Origin of the sequence: Streptomyces sp. NPDC050121 (assembly GCF_044460385.1) — a bacterium.
Taxonomy (GTDB): domain Bacteria; phylum Actinomycetota; class Actinomycetes; order Streptomycetales; family Streptomycetaceae; genus Streptomyces; species Streptomyces soliscabiei.
Window position 1 is genome coordinate 1 of record NZ_JBITJV010000055.1, and the last position, 20,248, is coordinate 20,248.

Sequence of the window (20,248 nt, forward strand, 5' to 3'; positions counted from 1 at the left end):
GGCCGCCCGGGCGGCGCGCAGAGCGGCCGACGAGGACCTGGCCGCAAGCATCGTGGAGATCCACGAAATGTCGAACGGCGCCTACGGCGTCCCCACGCAGCTCCGGCACCACGGCCACCACCTACGCCAACTGCGGCTGCTGCACCGGCGATGGGTTGTCGGTACTCGCCACCGATGACACGCCACCGGACGGCACGCGTTGCTCGCCAGACGACGCGGAGCATGGTGGGGGACGCGATCGACAAGGGAGCTGGGTCAGATCTTGATCACGGTTGCCTGTCCGCCGCACAGCGCGGTTGATCCCCGGGGTTGGTTCGCGGCGAGAGCGTAATGGGGCCCGGGGCGGCGAGAGCGGTCGTGCGGAGCATCAGGTCGAGACGTATTTGTGGCCGGTGCAGGCTGGCGCAACTGCGCGGACGCGGACATAGCGATGACCGCGGCGGGCGTGGCGACGGCCGGCACGGCCGCCATTCCTGTGGACGAGGTACGGCGCCATCGCGACGCCATGGCAGAACCGGTGGCCGATGATCTGCGCACGCACAGGGGCAGGCGGCCGCGCCGAGCTGTGACCGCGGGGGAAGCCGGGGGACTGGGACCTGGTCAGGCCACAGTGATGCTGTCGTCGAGGTAGACGTCCTGGACGGCGTGGAGGAGTTCGATGCCCTCGTCGGTGGGCCGCTGGAAGGCTTTGCGGCCGGTGATGAGCCCGGTGCCGCCGGCCCGCTTGTTGATCACTGCCGTCCGTACGGCCTGCGCGAGGTCCCCTTTGCCGGCCGAAGCACCGCCGCTGTTGATGAGCCCGACCCTGCCCATGTAGCAGTTGGCCACCTGCCAGCGGGTGAGGTCGATCGGGTGATCGGTGGTGAGCCTGTCGTACAGGAACTTGTCGGTTCTGCCGAAGTCCAGTGCGGTGTAGCCGCCGTTGTTCTCCGGCTGCTTCTGCTTGACGATGTCGGCCTGGATGGTCACGCCGAGGTGGTTGGCCTGGCCGGTGAGGTCGGCCGACACCGAGTAGTCCACGCCGTCCTTCTTGAACGCCGGGTTGCGCAGGTAGCACCACAGCACGGTGAACATGCCCAATTCATGGGCCCGCGCAAAGACTTCGCTGGCTTCCTGCAACTGGCGGTCCGACTGCTCCGAACCGAAGTAGACCGTGGCGCCGACACCGGCCGCACCGAGTTCGAAGCACTGCTCGACGTTGCCGAACATGATCTGGTCGTAATGGTTCGGGTAGGTCAGCAGCTCGTTGTGATTGAGCTTCACGATGAACGGGATCTTGTGCACGTAGCGCCGCGACACGGCCCCCAGCACGCCGAGTGTGCTCGCGACCGCGTTGCAACCGCCCTCGATGGCGAGTTCGACGATGTTCCGTGGGTCGAGGTAGCGGGGGTTCGCGGCGAACGCCGACGCCGCGGAGTGCTCGATGCCCTGATCGACCGGCAGGATCGACACGTACCCCGTGCCGGCCAGACGGCCGTGGTCGAAGAGGGACTGCAGGTTGCGCAGCACCCGGGGCGAGCGGTCGGTTGCGGCCACGGTCCGGTCGACGAAGTCATGGCCCGGCAGTACCAGGTCTCCCTTGGGAATTCCTTGGGCGGCATGAGCCAGTAGGTCCTTGGCCTCGTCGCCCAGCAAGGCTTGGATGTCGGTCATAGGCTCGCCTCTCCGGTCGTTCGGAATGCCGAGGGGTGAGGCCGGGGGTCCCGTAAACCGCCGGACCCATGTACGTCCGTTCGTACGCGCCTGTTCGGCGTCTTGACGGCTTCAGCGGCGACGCGGGCACAGCCGTGATCATCCATGCCCCGTGCCATTGTCCCCTCCCCGTCGGGAGCACCAGCGGTCTTGCCCGGTAGTGGTGCCCATGGGGCTCAGGCGGGTGCGTAGGTCAGGCAGTCGACCTCGGTCTGCTGGTAGCCCACGGCGATGCCGGGGGCGCGGCATTCGAAGTCGATGTTGTGCCGGCAGTCGGACATCTTGCAGGCGCCGACCCGGCCGGTGGCGGACCGGTCGCCGCCCTTGGCCGAGGAGGTGAAGAAGGTGTCGCAGTGTGCGTGCAGGATGTCGCCCACGGTGATGGCCAGAGCGTGACAGGCGCGGTCCCGGTTGTAGGCACAGTCCTCGACCGCGCACGCGGTCACGACGGGCATTTCCATGGCGGCAGTCTCCGGGTGTCGGTGTTTGTCCGGCTCGTCGGCGGCGAGCGGCGAGCGGTGAGCGGCTGACGTGAGCGTGGGCCCAACAGGTCCATCGTGTTCGGCGGCGCCACCGACGGCCAGCGGGCTTCCGCCGAACGGGGACACCACGCGTGAGCCGTCCTGCGGACCCTGAACGGATGTGGCTGCGATGGGCGCCGCGAGGACCTGCGTGGAACCCGCATCGGGTCCGGGAGCCTGAGCGATCCTGCCGTGGAACAGTGGAAAGGAGGAGACACGAGCCGTGTGACGCCCGCGGAGGCGCAGGCCGGGCGAAGGAGGACACGATGAGTCACCCTGTGTTGGCGGGCATCGACGGGTCCGAACGCAGTTCGGCGGCAGCCGACTGGGCGGCGAGGGAGGCTGCGCTGCGCGGCGTTCCGCTGCGCCTGTTCCATGCCTTCCCGCGGCTTCCTGGCCCCGCCAGCGTGCCGGGTCCGGCCCTGGACAGGCTGCATCACATGGGTGCGCGGATGCTCGAACGCGTGGTGGCAGACCTCGGCGAGCGCTACCCGGATGTCGAGGTGCGGGGCGAGCAGGCCGATGACGCCCCCGCCGCGGCTCTCCTCGTCGCGGCCCGCGCTGCCGGGCTCCTCGTCGTCGGCACACGGGGGACAGGCGGTTTCGACGGTCTCGCGGTCGGCTCGGTGGCCCTGCGGATGGCGGCAGCAGCCCCATGTCCTGTCGTGTTGGTCCCCCAGCGGCCCGGCGCCTTCGGAGAAGGGGTGCATGCGGCGCGCGGCGCTGCCCGGGTCGTGGTGGGGTTCGACGCGCATCGGCCGGTCGGTGAGGTGGCGGACTTCGCGTTCTCGGCCGCTGCGGCACGCGGAGCACCTCTGCGGGTGGTCCAGGCATGGGCCTTTCCTGCCGAGGCCGTCTCTCCGCGGACGCTGGTGGTGACCGGGGAGGACCGCGCCACGTGGGAGGACCAGGAGGTCTTGCAGCTCTCCGACGCGCTGCGCGTTTGGCGGGAGAAGTACCCCCGTGTGACGGTCCGCACCGATGTCGTGCTGCTCCACCCCGCGGAAGCGCTCTTGAACGCGTCCGGGGATGCGGCCCTGCTCGTCGTGGGCCGCCGCACCGATCCGCAGGCGGCCGAAGGCCGACTGGGCCCGGTCACGCATGCCCTACTACACCACGCCCGCTGCCCGGTGGCGGTCGTACCGCACGCCGGATAACGGCCGCCCAGAGGTCTGGCGGCGGATCGGCAGGTCCGGCAGCGATCCGGTGAGCGCCGGGGCAGGTCAGCCGAAGAACACCTCGAACTCGTCGTACAGCGACGGATCGACCAGCTTGGTCTGCGCCGTGGCATCGGCGAGGGGGAGGCGGACGATCCGGGTGCCCTGCAGGGCGACCATGACGCCGAAGTCACTGTCCTTGACCGCGTCGATGGCGTGCAGCCCGAAGCGCGTGGCCAGCCACCGGTCGAAGGCGCTCGGGGTTCCGCCGCGCTGGATGTGACCCAGCACCGTGGTGCGTGCATCCTTGCCGGTACGTTCCGAGATCTCCTGGGCCAGCCATTCACCGATGCCGGACAGCCGCACATGGCCGAACTCGTCCAGCGACCGATCCTTGAGGATCATCTGCCCCTCTTTGGGGACGGCCCCTTCGGCCACGGCGACGATCGGCGCATAGTTGATCTCGAATCGGCTATTCACCTGATCACAGACCTGATCGATGTCGAACGGTCGCTCCGGGATGAGGATCACGTTGGCGCCGCCCGCGATGCCGGCGTGCAGGGCGATCCACCCGGAGTGCCGCCCCATCACCTCCACCACCAGGGCGCGCATGTGGGACTCGGCAGTGGTGTGCAGACGGTCGATGGCCTCGGTCGCGATACCGACGGCTGTGTCGAAGCCGAAGGTGTAGTCGGTGCCGGATACGTCGTTGTCGATGGTCTTCGGCACGCCGACCAGATGGATCCCCTGCCGGCTCAGCTCAGTGGCCACACCGAGCGTGTCCTCGCCGCCGATCACGACGAGCGCGTCCACGTCGTGCGTGGCAAGGGTGTCCTGCACGCGTCGCAGCCCGTCCTCGTGCTTGAACGGGTTGGTGCGGGAGGAGCCGAGGATGGTCCCGCCGCGGGGGAGGATCCCCCGCACGCTGGAGATGTCCAGCGGCATGACATCACCCTGGAGCAAACCGAGCCAGCCGTCCCGCACGCCGACGAAGTCGAAGGCGTATTCCTGGACGCCTTTGCGGACGACACTGCGGATCACGGCGTTGAGGCCGGGACAGTCACCGCCGCCGGTCAGCACTCCGACCTTCATGGGCTTACTCCCATCCGCTGGTCACCCCGCCTGTTCGCGGCCTTCTCGGAGATCGAAAACCGCTGTCGGGGTACATGAATCGCCTGCTACCAGCCTCCCTCCGTTCGATCCACAGTGGCCACTCGACGGACGCCAGATCCAGGCAGCTCGTTCGTGGGGACTTCTGCCCGGCCCTCGAGGAGGCCTGGACCCGCTGGACAGGTGCGGGCCGTGTCGGAGGGGCGACCTGTGTGACCGGGCCCAGGACAACCCCGTGCGGAGCAGAGCACGCTGTCCTCACCGGCATCGGCGTCGGTGAACAGACGGAAGCCGTAGTCCATCGACTCCCTCTCAAAGACCGCCTCGTGCGGTGTTTCCTTGCGGGGAGAAGGACTTGTGGCGGACGACCCGCCGTTTCTCAGCGGGACGCGGGTAGTGGTCGGGGCGGTGGATGGGTTCGTCGCCGTGCCGCCACTCGTTCGGGCCGGGGGCGGTCATCCGGCCGCAGCGGGGCTCCCAGTGCTCGGCCAGCCGGCATTTCCGCGACGAAAAGAACGAGCACCTGCGATTCTTCGCCGAGTTCCTCCGGTTCATCCTCCGCTGTGGCGGAAAACGCTACGAATGCCCATGGACAATTCCGACGGGATCCGCGACCGGCACCTCCATGCCGAAAAGGTGACCGGACGTGCTGCCGATGCGGAAGGTTCAGGGACGGTCCTTCACCGCAGCACCTGGATCAGCGAGAAATGGGCGCCCTCGGGGTCGGCCACGGTCGCCACGCGGCCGTGCGCGCTGTCGTGGGCCGGTCCGAGGACCTGCCCGCCGAGGGCGGCGACACGGGCGAGCGCCGCATCCGTGTCGGCCACTTCGAAGTACGTCGCCCAGTGCGGCCCCAGGTCCCGGGGCAGCGCGCCGCCCACGCCGTGGATGCCGGCGACGGGACGGCCCGCCACGTGCAGGGTCAGATAGTCGAAGTCGGCGGACAGCACCATCGCCTCCTCGTCGTAGCCGAACACCGTCTCGTAGAACTTGCGGACGCTCGCGGTCTCGTACGTCGCCAGTTCGTACCAGGCGGGCGTGCCCGGCACGCCGGTGACGGCCGTGCCGACGTGGGCCGCCGCCTGCCAGATGCCGAAGACGGCGCCGGACGGATCGGAGCCGATCGCCAGACGGCCGTCCTCGGCGGCGTCCAGGGGACCCACCCCGATCGTGCCGCCGCACAGCCGGACCGTTTCGGCCGTCGTGTCCACATCGTCCGAGGCGAGATACGGCGTCCAGGCCACGGGGAGATGGCGGTCCGGGGGCAGTTGGCCGATGCCGGCCACCTCGCGGCCGTCGAGCAGCGCCCGCGCGTAGGGACCGAGCTGCGGCGGACCGGGTTGGAATTCCCAACCGAACAGCTCACCGTAGAACTCCTGCGTCGTGGTCAACCCGTGCGCCATCAGACTCACCCAGCAGGGTGTGCCGGGCACATACCGAGTGTGTGCTGCACCGATCGGGCCGGCCGACCCACCTGCCTCGGTCATCGTCACTCTCTCCTCGGTCCCTCGTGGGGGCCGCGTCGCTTCCGCCCTCGGAGAATGCCTGATGGGGGGTTTCTCATCGGTTTACGGGCGGTTGTCGCCGTATGTCGATCGCCTGTACGGCATGTGCTCGATCCCGCACGCCTCGTGATCGAGCCTGTCCGGCCGAGCAGAGTAGCCGGACATGAGCGATGGGGCCACTTTGTGCGCGAGGATGGTGGCCATGAACGCCATCATCACCGCATCGGAACTGGCCGGCGACCTGGCGGGGGAGAATCCGCCCGTCGTCCTCGACGTCCGCTGGCAGCTCAGCGTGGCGAAGGCGGCCGGTGAGCCGGCCTTCGACGGCCGGGCCGCGTACGAGGCAGGGCATGTGCCCGGCGCGGTCTACGTCGACCTGGACCGGGAGCTCGCGGGAGCGCCTGGCGGGCGCGGTCGTCATCCGCTGCCCGACCTCGCGGAGTTCGGCGCCACGATGCGCCGTGCGGGTGTCTTCGCCGGCCGGCCGGTGGTCGTGTACGACGGCGGGCAGGGCTGGGCGGCGGCGCGCGCGTGGTGGCTGCTGCGCTGGACGGGGCACCCGGACGTGCGGGTCCTGGACGGCGGGTTGCCCTCGTGGCAGGGGGACCTCTCCGTCGACGTCCCCGCGCGCGTGCAGGGCGACTTCGTGCCCGAGCCGGGCGCCGACGGCCTGCTCGACGCGGACGGGGCCGCGGCGCTCGCCCGCTCCGGAGTGCTGTTCGACGCCCGCGCGGGGGAGCGGTACCGCGGTGAGGTTGAGCCGATCGACCGGGTCGGCGGGCACATCCCGGGCGCCGTGTCCGCGCCCACGAACGACAACGTGGCGCCGGACGGCCGTTTCCTGAGCGCCGAGGAGCTGAAGGCCCGGTTCAAGGCGATGGGAGCGGAGGACGGCGCCGAGGTGGGCGTGTACTGCGGCTCGGGCGTCTCGGGGGCGCACGAGGTGCTGGCGCTGGCGGTCGCCGGGATTCCGGCGGCTCTGTACGTCGGGTCGTGGTCGGAGTGGTCCGCGGACCCGGCCCGGCCGGTCGCGGTGGGCCCCGATCCCCAGTGACCGTCCGCGGGGTCATGTTGGGGGAGGGCCGCTCCGAACAGGAGCGGCCCTCCCTCACGTATGTACCTCTGTGCGAACCGGCATCGGCGAAGAGACGGACGCCCCGGGCGAGTTGCCCGGGGGCCGTTTACTCCTGCTTCTTGCGCCGCGTCCCGAACACGATCTCGTCCCAGCTCGGTACGGCGGCCCGGCGGCCCGGACGGACGCCGTCCGCCTCGGCCTGCCGGTCGGTGGCGCCGACGAGACGGTCGCGGTGGCTGCCGACGGAACGTGGCATGAGGACGTCCGCGTAGGCGGAACCGGCGGAGGCGGCCGGCGCCGGGGGTTCCTCGGCGACGGGCTCCTGCTCGTCGGGCTCCTCCGTGGCGGGTTCCGCCGGGCGCTCCGGGACGACCATGTCGCCACGGAAGCTCGGCACCGCCTCCAACAGGCTGGTCAGCGAGTCCCGTTCGCGCTCGCCGGTGGTCTCCTCGGCCGACTCCGACGGCTGGGCCGGCAGGCTCGGCCGGTCGAGAGTGCGGTCCAGCGGCCGGTCGCGCGGCAGCCGGGCGATACGCGGAACGAACGGAAAGCTGGGCTCCGGAGCGGCCAGGTCGTCGGACTCGCCGATCAGCGAACGCGCCTCGTCGTCGACGGCCTGGACGAGCCGCCGGGGCGGGTCGTACGTCCAGCTCGCCGAGTGCGGTTCGCCCGCGACCCGGTAGACCAGCAGGACCTCCCAGGTGCCGTCGTCGCGGCGCCAGGAGTCCCACTGGACGGTGTCCTTCTCGGCGCCGCGCAGCAACAGCCGTTCCTGGACCGCCTCGCCGAGCTGCGGCCCGGCGTTCTCACCGGGCCGACGGACCGGAGTCTTCCGGGCCCGCTCGGCCATGAAGGCACGCTCGGCCAGCACGGGGCCTTCGAAGCGGCGCACACGGTCGACAGGGATGCCGGCCATCTGCGCGACTTCTTCCGCGGTCGCACCAGCACGTATACGCGCCTGGATATCGCGGGGGCGGAGATGGCTCTCCACCTCGATCTCGATCTGGCCGAGGCGGGGACGGTCGCCGCGTACGGCGGCGCGCAGACGCTCGTCGATCGGAAGCGTGTACTCCGTGCTGTCCGCAGCCTTCAGCACCAGCCGTGTGCCGTCATTCGAGACGGCCACGACACGCAGTTCGGGCATGGGGACCTCCCGGGTGGTGCCTGCCGACGTCACGTGCGTCGCTGCTTCCGCTAGTCGAGTGTGGCCTGCCCGGGTGCAGCCTGCCACAACCTTGCCGAGTTGCCCGGCGTGTCGGGCACAGGCCCTGCGCCGCCGTTATGGCACGGTTACCCATTCGCCACGCTGAGTGACCAACGTCGTCACCCTGTGCAACCAGCCTCCTTCAGGCGGTCCAGCGAGGCCCCGGACATCCTGGCGGGAGACCGGGCCCAGGGCTCGCAACAGTACTCCATTTGGGCCACGTGCGTGGATTGGCGCGCCATCCAACTTCTTGCGAGAAGTGGGACTTGGCCCTCCGTGGCGGCCTTTTCGCGATCTTGGACGCGGCAAATTTCACGCAATCTCCCGAAACGGAGGCGACTGTTTCGCTCCGCGCCCCCGCCGGCCCCGACGGAGTCCGCTACGGCCCCAGAACCCTCCGCAAGTAGTCGTTCTGGAACCGACGGTCGGGATCCAGCCGGTCCCGCAACTCCGTGAACTCGGCGAAGCGCGGATACACACCGGCGAAGTACTCGGCGTCCCGCGTGTGCACCTTGCCCCAGTGCGGCCGGCCCTCGTGGGCGGTGAAGACGGGCTCGGCGGCGGTGAAGTACCTCTGGTACGGCGTGCCCTTGACCATGTGGACGGCGATGTACGCGCTGTCGCGGCCGGAGGCGGTGGACAGGGTGATGTCGTCGGCGGGCGCGGTACGCACCTCCACCGGGAAACTGATCCTGAGGTCGGAGCGCTCGATCACGGTCTTCAGCTCGCGCAGCGTCTCGGTCAGTGCCGCCCGCGGGACGGCGTACTCCATTTCCACGAACCGCACCCGGCGCGGGGACGTGAACACCTTGTAGGGGATGTCCGTGTAGGTGCGCGCGGACAGGGCCTTGCTGGAGACCTGGGCGATCGTCGGGATCGTGGCGGGCGCCGCCCGGCCCACCCACTGGGCCGCCTGGAAGACGCCGTTGGACAGGAACTCGTCCTCGATCCAGCCCGCGACCGGGCTCACCGGCTTGCGCGGGCCGGCGCTGCGGTTGTTGCGCTTGGTGTTGGTGCTGCCGGTGTGCGGGAACCAGTAGAACTCGAAGTGCTCGTTCTCGGCCCACAGTTCGTCGAACTCGGCGAGCACCCTGTCCAGGGGCATCGGTTCCTCGCGCGCGGTGAGCAGGAAGATCGGCTCCACGGCGAAGGTGATCGCGGTGACGATGCCGAGGGCGCCCAGGCCGATCCGGGCGGCGGCGAAGAGCGCGCGCTCCTCGTCGGTCCCCTTCTCGGAGCAGGTGAGCACCGAGCCGTCCGCAGTGACGACTTCGAGCCCCTTGATCTGGGCGGCGATCGAGGCGGACTCGCGGCCGGTGCCGTGCGTGCCGGTGCTGATGGCCCCCGAGACGGTCTGCTCCATGATGTCGCCCATGTTCGTGAGCGACAGCCCCTCGCGCGCGAGGGCCAGGTTGAGTCTCTTGAGCGGTGTGCCTGCCTCGACCGTGACGGTCATGTCGTCGCGATCGATCTTGCGGATGCCGGTCAGGAGCTGAGGGCGGATCAGCACACCGTCCGTGGCGGCGATCGACGTGAAGGAGTGGCCGGTGCCGACCGCCTTCACCTTCAGCCCGTCCTCGGCGGCCCGGCGCACGGCCGCCGCCAGCTCGTCGACGGACGCGGGTGTGACCTCACGCGCGGGGCGTGCGGCGACATTGCCGCCCCAGTTACGCCACGTGCCGTTCTTCCCGCTCGCTGTGCTGCTCAACGGTGCCTCCCCGACCCGGCGCCGGTCTGCTCAGCCGGCGGTACCCCAGGAAACCGACCGCGACCGCGACGGCTCCGGACACCGCCGGAACCCCGTACCCGGCCCGCGCCCCGGCCGCGTCGATGACCCAGCCGGCGAGAGAGGAGCCGAGCGCGACCCCGACCGCGAGCCCGGTGCTGATCCAGGTCATGCCCTCGGTCAGATGTGCGCGTGGTACGTGCTCTTCGATGAGGGACATCGTGGTGATCATCGTGGGAGCGATGGCCAGGCCCGCAAAGAACAGCGCCACGGCCAGAAACGGCAAGTTTCCGACCAGTAGGAGGGGGATCATACTCACGGCCATCATGAACACGCCCAGCAGCCAGCGTCGTTCCGGCGCCCCCTTGAGGCGCAGCAGGCCGAACACGAGCCCGGCCGCGCACGAACCGGTCGCGTAGATCGCGAGGACGAGGCTGGCGGCGCCCTTGTGGCCCTGCTCGTCGGCGAAGGCGACCGTGACCACGTCGACCGCCCCGAAGATCGCTCCGGTCGCCACGAAGGTGGCCACCAGAACCTGCAGCCCGGGCGAGCGCAGTGCCGAGCCGCCGCTGCGCTGCTCGCGCGGGTGCGGCTTCGGCTCGGTGGCCCGCTGGGCGGTCAGCCAGAAGACGCCGACGGCGAGGAAGCAGGCCGCCAGCAGCGGTCCCGCCTCCGGGAACCAGACGGTGGACAGGCCGATGGAGATGATCGGCCCGAAGATGAAGCACACCTCGTCCACCACGGACTCGAACGAGTACGCCGTGTGCAGTTGGGGTGTGCCGCGGTACAGGGCCGCCCAGCGGGCCCGGATCATGGCGCCCAGGCTGGGCACCGACCCGATGCCGGCGGCGCACACGAACAACACCCAGTCCGGCCACTCGAAGTGCGCGGCCAGCAGCAGCCCGGCCGCCGCGGCGAGCGCGACCACCGTCGCCGGGCGCAGCACCCGGCGCTGCCCGCGCAGGTCCACCAGCCGCGAGATCTGCGGCCCGAAGACCGCGGCCGCCAGCGCGATGGTCGCCGACAGCGCGCCCGCGAGCCCATAGCGCCCGGTGAGCTGGGAGATCATCGTGACCACGCCGATGCCCATCATCGACAGCGGCATCCTGCCGAGGAACCCCGCGGCGGAGAAACCCTTGGAGCCGGGGGCGGCGAACAGGGCGCGGTACGGGCTGGGCACGGCGGTCTCCGGTGGTCCGGTCACGCACGGTAAGGCGTGAATACAGCTCGTACGGCTTACGAGTTAGGCAACCCTAACGTATGTTCGGCGACCGCGGGCCGCACGGGCGGCACGCCCCCGTCCGCCACCCCGCCGTTTCCCGGCTGGCAGAGGCGGGTGGCAGGATCGACCCATGCGAGACGCGCTCGATGCAACCCCCTACGACGCCCTGCTCCTGCTCTCCTTCGGCGGCCCGGAAGGCCCGGAGGACGTGGTTCCGTTCCTGGAGAACGTGACGCGCGGGCGAGGCATCCCCAAGGAACGCCTCAAGGAAGTCGGTCAGCACTACTTCCTGTTCGGCGGGGTCAGCCCCATCAACGACCAGAACCGCGCCCTGCTGGACGCCCTGCGCAAGGACTTCGCCGACCACGGCCTGGACCTGCCGATCTACTGGGGCAACCGCAACTGGTCCCCGTACCTCACGGACACCCTGCGCGAGATGGCCGCCGACGGCCGCCGCCGCATCCTCGTCCTCGCCACCAGCGCCTACGCCTCCTACTCGGGCTGCCGCCAGTACCGCGAGAACCTCGCCGAATCGCTGGCCGCGCTGGAGGCCGAGGGCCTCCAGCCGCCGAGGGTCGACAAGCTGCGGCACTACTTCAACCACCCGGGCTTCCTGGAGCCCATGATCGACGGCGTCGTCGCGTCCCTCGCCGACCTGCCCGACGACGTCCGTGCGGGCGCGCACCTCGCCTTCACCACCCACTCGATCCCGACGGCCTCGGCCGACACCTCCGGCCCCGTGGAGGACCACGGCGACGGCGGCGCCTACGTGCGGCAGCACCTGGACGTCGCGCGGCTCATCGCCGACGCCGTCCGCGAGCGCACCGGCGTGGACCATCCCTGGCAGCTCGTCTACCAGTCCCGCTCCGGCGCCCCGCACATCCCGTGGCTGGAGCCCGACATCTGCGACCACCTGGAGGAGCGACACGCGGCCGGCGCCCCCGCGGTCGTGATGGCCCCCATCGGCTTCGTCTCCGACCACATGGAGGTCCTCTACGACCTCGACACCGAGGCGAAGGCCAAGGCGCAGGACCTCGGCCTGCCGGTACGCCGCTCGGCCACCGTGGGCGCCGACCCGCGCTTCGCCGCCGCGATCCGCGAGCTCGTCCTGGAGCGCGCCGGACAGGAGAGCGGCCGGGAGATCACCCCGTGCGCCCTGGGGGCGCTCGGCGCGAGCCACAACGTGTGCCCGGTCGGCTGCTGCCCCGCCCGCGCCCCCAAGCCCGCCGCCGCGGGCGCCGACAGCCCCTACGCGTGAGGAGCGGCGTGACCGACCCCCTGCACACCGAACTGCTGGAGCTCGCCCAGGAAGCCGCCCGCCGGGCCGGTGAGCTGCTGCGGGACGGCCGCCCGGCCGACCTCGCGGTCGCCGCCACCAAGTCGAGCCCGATCGACGTGGTCACCGAGATGGACATCGCCGCCGAGAAGCTCATCACCGGCTTCATCTCCGAGCACCGCCCCGACGACGGCTTCCTCGGCGAGGAGGGCGCCTCCAGCGAGGGCGACAGCGGCATCCGCTGGGTGATCGACCCGCTGGACGGCACGGTCAACTACCTCTACGGGCTGCCCACCTGGGCCGTCTCCATCGCCGCCGAGCAAGGCGGCGAGACGGTCGTCGGAGTCGTCGAGATCCCGATGCGCGGTGAGACGTACCACGCGGTGCGCGGCGCAGGGGCCCGCGGGAAGGGTGCGTGGGAGGGCGAGCGCTTGCTGTCCTGCCGTCCGACGGCGCCGCTGGACCAGGCCCTGGTCTCCACCGGCTTCAACTACGTCACCGAGGTCCGCGCCCACCAGGCCGACGTCGCGCAGCGGCTCATCCCGCTGCTGCGGGACATCCGGCGCGGCGGCTCGGCCGCGGTCGACCTGTGCGACGTGGCCGTCGGCCGCCTCGACGGCTACTACGAGCGCGGGCTGCACCCCTGGGACCTCGCCGCCGGCGACCTGATCGCCCGGGAAGCGGGCGTGCTGACCGGTGGACGGCCCGGAGAGCGCCCGGCACGTGATCTGGCGGTGGCGGCCACGCCCGGCGTCTTCGAGCCCCTCCAGCGGCTTCTGGAGGACTTCGGCGCCTGGCACGACTGACCCGCGTGACGCGGACACGCGAAGGGGCCCCGGCGCTGGATTCGCCGGGGCCCCTTCGTCGTGCACGGGAACTGCACAGAACTGCTCAGACGCTCGTCGCGCCGACCTCCACACCGTGTTCGGCGGCGAGGCGACGCAGGTCGTCGAGTTCGGCCTGCTCCACCTCGGCAAGGAAGTCGTCGCCCTCGTCGCGAGCCCTCGTCAGGTCGGACTCGGTCGCCCTTATGCGCTGCAGAAGTCCTGTGGTGAATGCGTCCATGCTGCGCCCCCTCGTCCTGGGTCGTGGGTCGGTGGCACGGGGGTGTGCCGGTTGGGAAGGGGCGATCACGTCTGCAAGCAGGTGCCCAGCGCTGCCCTGCTGGGCGGCGACGGTGCCGGACACCCACGCCCACTCTGCGGGAAGCGGAACGTGCTGTACCACATGGTGCTGCGGCACATGCAGAGCGTGATCGCGGGGTGTAAAGCCGTCCTCCCCCCGCTCCCTTCCGCGGAAACCTCAACCCGACGAGAAAATCTCGCATTCCCGGGCTTCACACCGCTCCTTCATCTGTCACGCACCCGTCTTACCGCCGACTTATGGCCGAAAAGGGCAGGATGGAAGCACACACTCACCAAGGCCCCCACCCGCGTGCGCTCACGGAGCGCTACGCGGGTGGACAGAGGAAGGACAAGCGACGTGCGCGTACTCGTCGTCGAGGACGAGCAGCTGCTCGCCGATGCGGTGGCCACCGGACTGCGCCGGGAGGCCATGGCCGTCGACGTCGTGTACGACGGTGCGGCCGCCCTGGAGCGCATCGGCGTCAACGACTACGACGTGGTCGTCCTCGACCGTGACCTCCCCCTCGTGCACGGCGACGACGTCTGCCGCAAGATCGTCGAGCTCGGCATGCCCACGCGCGTGCTGATGCTCACGGCGTCCGGCGACGTCAGCGACCGTGTCGAGGGCCTGGAGATCGGCGCCGACGACTACCTCCCCAAGCCCTTCGCCTTCAGCGAGCTGATCGCACGCGTGCGTGCCCTCGGCCGGCGCACCAGCGTGCCGCTGCCGCCGGTCCTGGAGCGCGCCGGCATCAAGCTCGACCCCAACCGCCGCGAGGTCTTCCGCGACGGCAAGGAGGTCCAGCTCGCGCCCAAGGAGTTCGCCGTCCTGGAGGTCCTGATGCGCAGCGAGGGAGCGGTGGTCTCCGCGGAGCAGCTCCTTGAGAAGGCCTGGGACGAGAACACCGACCCGTTCACCAACGTCGTGCGGGTGACCGTCATGACGCTGCGCCGCAAGCTGGGCGAACCTCCGGTGATCGTCACCGTCCCCGGTTCCGGCTACCGGATCTGATCCGCCGTGGCATCGACGCCCGCGCCGCCCCAGGCGCCCCCGAAGCCCACCTGGGACCCCAGGAGGCCGCAGGCCGCCCTGCCCTGGCTGCGCCCCACCATCCGCATACGCCTCACGCTGCTGTACGGCGGCATGTTCCTGATCGCCGGCATCCTGCTGCTGTCGATCATCTATCTGCTCGCGGCGAACGCGCTGAACGTGGGCAGCGACCTGCCCTTCAAGATCCTCTCGGGCCAGGTCGGCAGCGACACCTGCAACTTCCCGGTCCAGCCGACCGCGACCGAGCTCAACCACGCCATGAACGAGTGCGTGAACGAACAGCGCCAGCACGCCCTCGACAACCTCCTCAGCCGCTCCCTGCTCGCCCTCCTCGGCCTGGCGATCATCGCCTTCGCCTTCGGCTACGCCATGGCCGGACGCGTCCTGTCCCCGCTGGGGCGGATCACCCGCACCGCGCGCGCGGTGGCGGGCTCGGATCTGTCCCGCCGGATCGAGCTGGACGGCCCGGACGACGAGCTGAAGGAGCTCGCCGACACCTTCGACGACATGCTGGAGCGCCTGCAGCGGGCCTTCACGGCCCAGCAGCGCTTCGTCGGCAACGCCTCGCACGAACTGAGAACACCGCTGGCGATCAACCGCACCCTGCTCGAAGTGCACCTCTCCGACCCGGGCGCGCCGGTGGAGCTGCAACAGCTCGGCAAGACGCTGCTGGCCACCAACGAGCGCAGCGAGCAGCTCGTCGAGGGTCTGCTGCTGCTCGCCCGCAGCGACAACCAGATCGTCGAGCGCAAGCCGGTGGACCTCGCGGAGGTCGCCGAGCAGGCCATCGACCAGGTGCACGGGGAGGCTGCGGCCAAGGGCGTGGTGATCCGGGGCGAGCAGAAACCCGCGGTCGTCCAGGGCAACGGCGTCCTGCTGGAGCGGATCGCCCTGAACCTCGTACAGAACGCCGTGCGGTACAACGTGCCCGAGGGGGGTTGGGTCGAGGTGACCACAGAGGTTCAGCACGGCCAGGCGGTCCTGGTGGTGTCGAACACCGGGCCGGTCGTGCCGGCGTACGAGATCGATAACCTGTTCGAGCCCTTCCGGCGGCTGCGTACGGAGCGGACGGGCAGCGACAAGGGCGTCGGGCTCGGCCTGTCCATCGTGCGGTCCGTGGCCCGCGCGCACGGCGGTCATATCGCGGCCCAGCCGCGCGAGGGGGGTGGGCTCGTGATGCGAGTTACCTTGCCTGTCTGAGATCATGTCGCCGACACACGCGGGGATGTTCGCTTTGCGCGGAATTTTCTGGGCCTCGACCCGGCCTGGCCGTGTGTGATCGATCACAGGGGCGAATTTCCGGCCATCTACTCACCGTGATCATGAATGCTGTCGTAAGGCCCGGAAAATCCGGGTTTTCGGGGGTCCTGATCACGGGAAGTACACGGTGAGACGCCTTTGAAGTGCGGCAATCGGACCGTGTACGGTCCCGATCGCCATCCAAGCCGATCACTCGTGAGGAGTTCGGTTGGGTGTCGATTGAGTAACAGACCTTGATGTGAGGCAAAATCTCCGCCTCGAGGCGGGCACAAGTCCGGCCTCTCACGCGTTACGTGCGCTGGAGACACCGCAGACACCCAGAGGGGGAGAGGCGAAATGGCTACCGATTACGACACCCCACGCAAGACCGACGACGACGTCGATTCCGACAGCCTTGAGGAGCTCAAGGCACGGAGGAACGACAAGTCCGCCTCGGCAGTGGACGTTGACGAGTTCGAGGCCGCGGAGGGCCTTGAACTGCCCGGCGCAGACCTCTCGAACGAGGAGCTGGCCGTCCGGGTGCTGCCGAAGCAGCAGGACGAGTTCACCTGCATGAGCTGCTTCCTGGTGCACCACCGCAGCCAGCTGGCCCGGGAGAAGAACGGCCAGCCGATCTGCCGCGACTGCGACTGAGGCGGGGTCGGCCGTGACTGGCTCGACCCCTCCTCGGAAGCGCCGCTTCCCCCTGCGGGGAACGGACAAGGGGCCCTCCCGGGGCCCTCACGGCGTGCGTGACGACGAGCGAGGCTCATCCGGCAAGGGAGCGGTCCCTGCAGGATCGGCCTCGCTCGAACCCGCGGCTGACCGGAGTGACCTCCCGGCGCCGACGCGGAGCGCCGCCCCCGTCGCCAGGCGGAGGGCGGCGGTCATCCGGGCCAAGGCCACGGAGCTGGCCCGAGAAGGCGCCCGTATGGGCGGGAGTCGCGCCAGGGCGGGGCTGGCGCACCTCGCCGACCGGATCATCGAGATCGCCCCGAGGATCCCCGTACGGGACCTCCGGACGCTCCGCAGACAGTTCCCGGGCCTTGGGCCCGAGCAGGTCGCGGACAAGCTCGTGGCGGGCGCGGCGAACGCCACGTCCACTGTCGGGGCGGGCATCGGGGCGGCGGCCATGCTCCCCGTACCGCCCGCGATGCCGACCGAACTGGCCGCGGAGATCACCGGGGTCGCCGCGATCGAGCTCAAGCTGATCGCCGAACTCCACGAGGTCTACGGCGTGCGGCCGGCGGGCAACCTGAAGGACCGCAGTACCGCGTATCTGCGCTCCTGGTCGGGCGAACGCGGGGTCGACGTCCTCAAGCCGTCCTCGATCGACTCGGCGTTCGGCGGCCGGATGAAGCGCGAGCTGCGTCAGCAGATCATGAAGCGCATGGTCCGGGACCTGCCGAACCTCATGCCCTTCATGGTGGGCGCCGCCGTCGGCGCGGTCATGAACCGGCGGGACACCAGGAAACTGGCCGCGAAGGTCCGGGCCGACCTGCGCAGGATGCAGGTGCCGTGGGACGCGCTGCCGGAACTGCCGCCGCTGGAGAAGCCCGCCGATCCACTGGCCATGGGCGAGATCTCCGCGAACCCGCTGAGCCTCCAGGGACTCGAAAACCCCGAGAAGTCCAAGAACCCCGAGAAGTCCGAGAACCCCGAGAAGTCCGAGAACCCCGAGAAGCCTGAGAACCCCGAGAAGTCCGAGAATCCTGGGGATCCCGGGCGCTGAGGTCTGCCGAGGTCGCCGTTACGCCGTCGCCTCCCGCGCCGCCTTGAGAGCCTGGGCCAGGCGGTCCGGCTCCCGCGTCGACAGGTACAGGTACGGCGTGGGGTCGTCCGGGTCGGTGACCTCCACCCGTAGCGCCGTGGGGATGTACGCGCGCAGCAGGAGGAAGGCCCGGGTGTCGGCCTTGAACGTGCGCCAGGCGCGCGCCTCCTCCGCATCCAGGATCTCCGCCTCGCCCAGGGCCGTGACCGGGATCTTCGCCTCACCCGCGATCAGGGAGTCGCCCACGACGCGGATGCGCAGGGATCCGTAGGCACTCGCCATGACGGCCGCCACGGCGGTGCCGCCGACCAGGCCGCCGAGCAGCGGCAGGGTGCCGAAGGGGAGCAGGATCAGGGCGCAGGAGACGCCCACGAGGAACGAGATGAACCACCACGAGCGGGGGGCGGTGAGTCGTTCGTCGTAGGGGGTGGTGGAGAGCTGCATGGAGCCAAGCTTGGCACGGTGTCCGGATTTCACGGACGCGCGGGTAAGGTCTGCGGCTGTGAGTGGTACTTCCGCAGCTCTCGAGCCTCCGGCCGATGCCGTGAAACCCGTCCGGCACCCCGATGCTCCCGTGCCCGGCGAGCTTCTCGGCGCCCACTACGAACACTGTTTCGGATGTGGCGGCGGGCAGGCCCACGGGCTGCACCTGGAGGCGCGGGCCGGCGAGGGAGTGACCGTCATCGCCGAGTTCACCGTGCAGTCCGCCCACCAGGGCGCGCCGGGCCTCGCCCACGGTGGGATCCTCGCCTCGGCCCTCGACGAGACGCTCGGCTCGCTCAACTGGCTGCTGCGGACCATCGCCGTGACCGGACGGCTGGAGACCGAGTTCGTACGGCCCGTGCCCGTGGGCGTCACGCTGCACCTGGCGGCCGAGGTGACGGCCGTGGCCGGCCGCAAGATCTACTCGACCGCCACCGGCCGGATCGGCGGCCCCGACGGGCCTGTCGCCATCCGCGCCGACGCGCTCTTCGTGGAGGTCGCGGTCGAGCACTTCGTGAACCACGGCCGCCAGGAGGAGATCCGGGCCGCCATGAGCGACCCGGACCAGGTCCGGCGCGCCCGCGCCTTCGAGGTGAACCCGTGAGCCGCGAGACCCTGAACGTCCTGATCCGGCGCGTCGACCCCGACGTACCGCTTCCGACGTACGAGCATCCGGGGGACGCGGGCGCCGATCTGCGCACCACTCAGAGCCGTGAACTGGCGCCGGGGGAGCGGGCCGTGCTGCCCACGGGGGTTTCCATCGCCCTGCCCGAGGGGTACGCGGCCTTCGTGCACCCGCGGTCGGGGCTTGCCGCCCGGTGCGGTGTCGCCCTCGTGAATGCCCCGGGGACGGTTGATGCCGGGTACCGTGGGGAGATCAAGGTGATCGTGGTGAATCTCGACCCGCGCGAGAGCGTGCGGTTCGAGCGCTTCGACCGGATTGCCCAACTGGTCGTCCAGCAGGTCGAGAGGGTCCGCTTCCAGGAGGTCGCGGAGCTTCCCGGATCGGCACGGGCCGCAGGGGGCTTCGGGTCCACCGGCGGGCATGCCGCTGTGGGCGGCGCAGGCGGTACAAGCGGTCAGGCCGCCGAAGGCGGCGCGACGGGTGGGAATCGATACGCTTCGGTCGTATCCGACCGGGAAGGACAGTGACGTGTTCGGACGTCGCAAGAAGAAGGGTGCCGCCGAGGACGCGGCCGGCGAGGCCGAGCAGGTCGTCGACAGTGTCGACACTGAGGCGGACGACGTAGAGGGTGAGCGCGAGCGTGTGCGGCTCGAGCCCGAACCGCGGCCCGACGGGCCCTGGGACGACTCCGAGGTGCGCGACCCGGCCGAGGGCCGCGTGGACCTCGGCGGGATCTTCGTGCCGGGGGTCGACGGCATGGAGCTGCGGGTCGAGGTCGCCGGTGACGCGATCGTCGCGGCGACCGTCGTGCTGCGCGACAGCGCCATCCAGCTGCAGGCCTTCGCCGCCCCCAAGCGCGAGGGCATCTGGGGCGAGGTGCGCGAGGAGATCGGCTCCGGCATCACCCAGCAGGGCGGCATCATCGACGAGGTCGAGGGCCCGCTGGGCTGGGAGCTGCGGGCCCAGGTGCCGGTGCAGCTGCCGGACGGCACGGGCGGCTTCCATGTCGTGCGCTTCGTCGGCGTGGACGGCCCCCGCTGGTTCCTGCGCGGCGTGATCTCGGGCCAGGGCGCGGTGCAGCCGCAAGCGGCCGGGCTGCTCGAGCAGATCTTCCGGGACACGGTCGTGGTCCGCGGCGAGGGCCCGATGGCGCCGCGCGACCCGATCGTCCTGAAGCTGCCGAACGACGCGCAGATGGTGCCCGAAGGCATTCAGCAGCAGGAGGAGGGCTCGCGCTTCTCCGGCGGCATGGGCCAGCTGCAGCGCGGACCGGAGATCACCGAGGTCCGCTAGAGGCACGACAGAACCTACGGCTGAAAGGGCCGCATCCCGTCCAGGGGTGCGGCCCTTCGGCGTGCCGCACAACCGACGCGGCATCGCGAGGGCCGACACGCGGGCGCCGCCCCACGGGGAGAACCCGGCGTGAACCGATTCGGGGGGCTCATCCGATGAAGGGTTGAGGGGCGC

General features: G+C 70.5%; 20 protein-coding genes. 11 read left to right on the top strand and 9 right to left on the bottom strand.

Going from position 1 to position 20,248, the window contains the following annotated elements:
• Positions 1 to 600 precede the first annotated feature (600 nt).
• On the bottom strand, positions 601 to 1,653 hold the full coding sequence (locus tag ACIBTS_RS44305; RefSeq protein ID WP_399326941.1) for a class I fructose-bisphosphate aldolase: 1,053 nt from the start codon (positions 1,651 to 1,653) through the stop codon (positions 601 to 603).
• A 215-nt stretch (positions 1,654 to 1,868) separates the two neighbouring features.
• Entirely contained in the window at positions 1,869 to 2,153 is a 285-nt protein-coding gene (locus tag ACIBTS_RS44310; RefSeq protein ID WP_319670366.1) for a DUF1540 domain-containing protein, read from the bottom strand.
• Between the two features lie 326 nt (positions 2,154 to 2,479).
• Between ACIBTS_RS44310 and ACIBTS_RS44315 the strand changes: the two genes are divergently transcribed.
• Complete coding sequence (locus tag ACIBTS_RS44315) at positions 2,480 to 3,370, top strand: universal stress protein (RefSeq protein ID WP_399326943.1); 891 nt, start codon at positions 2,480 to 2,482, stop codon at positions 3,368 to 3,370.
• 66 nt (positions 3,371 to 3,436) lie between these two features.
• Here ACIBTS_RS44315 and ACIBTS_RS44320 read toward each other — a convergent pair whose 3' ends face one another.
• Entirely contained in the window at positions 3,437 to 4,462 is a 1,026-nt protein-coding gene (locus ACIBTS_RS44320; RefSeq protein ID WP_399326945.1) for a 6-phosphofructokinase, read from the bottom strand.
• 698 nt (positions 4,463 to 5,160) lie between these two features.
• Positions 5,161 to 5,967, bottom strand: coding sequence for a VOC family protein (locus ACIBTS_RS44325; RefSeq protein ID WP_399326947.1), 807 nt, complete (start codon positions 5,965 to 5,967; stop codon positions 5,161 to 5,163).
• A gap of 220 nt (positions 5,968 to 6,187) precedes the next feature.
• Here ACIBTS_RS44325 and ACIBTS_RS44330 point away from each other — a divergent pair, with 220 nt between their 5' ends.
• On the top strand, positions 6,188 to 7,039 hold the full coding sequence (locus ACIBTS_RS44330; protein ID WP_399326948.1) for a sulfurtransferase: 852 nt from the start codon (positions 6,188 to 6,190) through the stop codon (positions 7,037 to 7,039).
• A gap of 127 nt (positions 7,040 to 7,166) precedes the next feature.
• On the opposite strand, the gene sepH is transcribed toward ACIBTS_RS44330, so the two are convergent.
• From sepH to ACIBTS_RS44345, 3 genes are all read right to left on the bottom strand, one after another.
• Positions 7,167 to 8,204 carry a septation protein SepH gene (gene sepH / locus ACIBTS_RS44335; RefSeq protein WP_399326950.1) on the bottom strand — a complete coding sequence of 346 codons (1,038 nt, stop codon included), beginning with the start codon at positions 8,202 to 8,204 and terminating at the stop codon, positions 7,167 to 7,169.
• A 439-nt stretch (positions 8,205 to 8,643) separates the two neighbouring features.
• Positions 8,644 to 9,972, bottom strand: a complete 1,329-nt coding sequence (locus tag ACIBTS_RS44340; RefSeq protein WP_399326952.1) for a D-arabinono-1,4-lactone oxidase — start codon at positions 9,970 to 9,972, stop codon at positions 8,644 to 8,646.
• A complete protein-coding gene (locus ACIBTS_RS44345) occupies positions 9,932 to 11,170 on the bottom strand; it encodes an MFS transporter (RefSeq protein WP_399327000.1) in 1,239 nt (412 codons plus the stop codon). The genes ACIBTS_RS44340 and ACIBTS_RS44345 overlap by 41 nt, the downstream gene beginning before the upstream one ends.
• A gap of 172 nt (positions 11,171 to 11,342) precedes the next feature.
• Between ACIBTS_RS44345 and ACIBTS_RS44350 the strand changes: the two genes are divergently transcribed.
• Both ACIBTS_RS44350 and ACIBTS_RS44355 read left to right on the top strand, forming a co-directional pair.
• Complete coding sequence (locus ACIBTS_RS44350; RefSeq protein WP_399326954.1) at positions 11,343 to 12,470, top strand: ferrochelatase; 1,128 nt, start codon at positions 11,343 to 11,345, stop codon at positions 12,468 to 12,470.
• 8 nt (positions 12,471 to 12,478) lie between these two features.
• Positions 12,479 to 13,294: an inositol monophosphatase family protein gene (locus ACIBTS_RS44355; RefSeq protein ID WP_399326956.1), complete on the top strand. Its 816-nt coding sequence runs from the start codon at positions 12,479 to 12,481 to the stop codon at positions 13,292 to 13,294.
• A gap of 85 nt (positions 13,295 to 13,379) precedes the next feature.
• Here the strand turns inward: ACIBTS_RS44355 and ACIBTS_RS44360 are convergent, their stop codons facing one another.
• Positions 13,380 to 13,553: a hypothetical protein gene (locus ACIBTS_RS44360; RefSeq protein WP_173877665.1), complete on the bottom strand. Its 174-nt coding sequence runs from the start codon at positions 13,551 to 13,553 to the stop codon at positions 13,380 to 13,382.
• 417 nt (positions 13,554 to 13,970) lie between these two features.
• On the opposite strand from ACIBTS_RS44360, the gene ACIBTS_RS44365 reads away from it, so the two are divergent.
• The 4 genes from ACIBTS_RS44365 (at position 13,971) to ACIBTS_RS44380 (ending at position 17,634) form a co-directional block, all read left to right on the top strand.
• Positions 13,971 to 14,624, top strand: a complete 654-nt coding sequence (locus ACIBTS_RS44365; RefSeq protein ID WP_003993508.1) for a response regulator transcription factor — start codon at positions 13,971 to 13,973, stop codon at positions 14,622 to 14,624.
• Positions 14,625 to 14,630: 6 nt separating this feature from the next.
• A complete protein-coding gene (locus ACIBTS_RS44370) occupies positions 14,631 to 15,863 on the top strand; it encodes a sensor histidine kinase (protein WP_399326958.1) in 1,233 nt (410 codons plus the stop codon).
• 396 nt (positions 15,864 to 16,259) lie between these two features.
• Complete coding sequence (locus tag ACIBTS_RS44375; RefSeq protein ID WP_003993510.1) at positions 16,260 to 16,556, top strand: DUF4193 domain-containing protein; 297 nt, start codon at positions 16,260 to 16,262, stop codon at positions 16,554 to 16,556.
• A gap of 13 nt (positions 16,557 to 16,569) precedes the next feature.
• Positions 16,570 to 17,634 carry a hypothetical protein gene (locus ACIBTS_RS44380; RefSeq protein ID WP_399326960.1) on the top strand — a complete coding sequence of 355 codons (1,065 nt, stop codon included), beginning with the start codon at positions 16,570 to 16,572 and terminating at the stop codon, positions 17,632 to 17,634.
• 18 nt (positions 17,635 to 17,652) lie between these two features.
• Here the strand turns inward: ACIBTS_RS44380 and ACIBTS_RS44385 are convergent, their stop codons facing one another.
• Positions 17,653 to 18,117, bottom strand: a complete 465-nt coding sequence (locus ACIBTS_RS44385) for a DUF3093 domain-containing protein (RefSeq protein ID WP_399326962.1) — start codon at positions 18,115 to 18,117, stop codon at positions 17,653 to 17,655.
• A 58-nt stretch (positions 18,118 to 18,175) separates the two neighbouring features.
• Here ACIBTS_RS44385 and ACIBTS_RS44390 point away from each other — a divergent pair, with 58 nt between their 5' ends.
• The 3 genes from ACIBTS_RS44390 to ACIBTS_RS44400 are packed head-to-tail and all read left to right on the top strand — an operon-like array spanning position 18,176 to position 20,074.
• A complete protein-coding gene (locus ACIBTS_RS44390) occupies positions 18,176 to 18,760 on the top strand; it encodes a PaaI family thioesterase (RefSeq protein WP_399326964.1) in 585 nt (194 codons plus the stop codon).
• Positions 18,757 to 19,308: a dUTP diphosphatase gene (gene dut, locus ACIBTS_RS44395; RefSeq protein ID WP_319670379.1), complete on the top strand. Its 552-nt coding sequence runs from the start codon at positions 18,757 to 18,759 to the stop codon at positions 19,306 to 19,308. Before ACIBTS_RS44390 ends, dut begins: the two co-directional genes overlap by 4 nt.
• A gap of 1 nt (position 19,309) precedes the next feature.
• Positions 19,310 to 20,074 (top strand): DUF3710 domain-containing protein, encoded by a 765-nt coding sequence (locus ACIBTS_RS44400; RefSeq protein ID WP_079659015.1) that lies wholly within the window; start codon positions 19,310 to 19,312, stop codon positions 20,072 to 20,074.
• Positions 20,075 to 20,248 lie beyond the last annotated feature (174 nt).

Coding starts and splice junctions, on each gene's coding strand:
- ACIBTS_RS44305 (WP_399326941.1), bottom strand. CDS start 1,653: ATGACCGACATCCAAGCCTTGCTGGGCGACGAGGCCAAGGACCTACTG.
- ACIBTS_RS44310 (WP_319670366.1), bottom strand. CDS start 2,153: ATGGAAATGCCCGTCGTGACCGCGTGCGCGGTCGAGGACTGTGCCTAC.
- ACIBTS_RS44315 (WP_399326943.1), top strand. CDS start 2,480: ATGAGTCACCCTGTGTTGGCGGGCATCGACGGGTCCGAACGCAGTTCG.
- ACIBTS_RS44320 (WP_399326945.1), bottom strand. CDS start 4,462: ATGAAGGTCGGAGTGCTGACCGGCGGCGGTGACTGTCCCGGCCTCAAC.
- ACIBTS_RS44325 (WP_399326947.1), bottom strand. CDS start 5,967: ATGACCGAGGCAGGTGGGTCGGCCGGCCCGATCGGTGCAGCACACACT.
- ACIBTS_RS44330 (WP_399326948.1), top strand. CDS start 6,188: ATGAACGCCATCATCACCGCATCGGAACTGGCCGGCGACCTGGCGGGG.
- sepH (WP_399326950.1), bottom strand. CDS start 8,204: ATGCCCGAACTGCGTGTCGTGGCCGTCTCGAATGACGGCACACGGCTG.
- ACIBTS_RS44350 (WP_399326954.1), top strand. CDS start 11,343: ATGCGAGACGCGCTCGATGCAACCCCCTACGACGCCCTGCTCCTGCTC.
- ACIBTS_RS44360 (WP_173877665.1), bottom strand. CDS start 13,553: ATGGACGCATTCACCACAGGACTTCTGCAGCGCATAAGGGCGACCGAG.
- ACIBTS_RS44375 (WP_003993510.1), top strand. CDS start 16,260: ATGGCTACCGATTACGACACCCCACGCAAGACCGACGACGACGTCGAT.
- ACIBTS_RS44385 (WP_399326962.1), bottom strand. CDS start 18,117: ATGCAGCTCTCCACCACCCCCTACGACGAACGACTCACCGCCCCCCGC.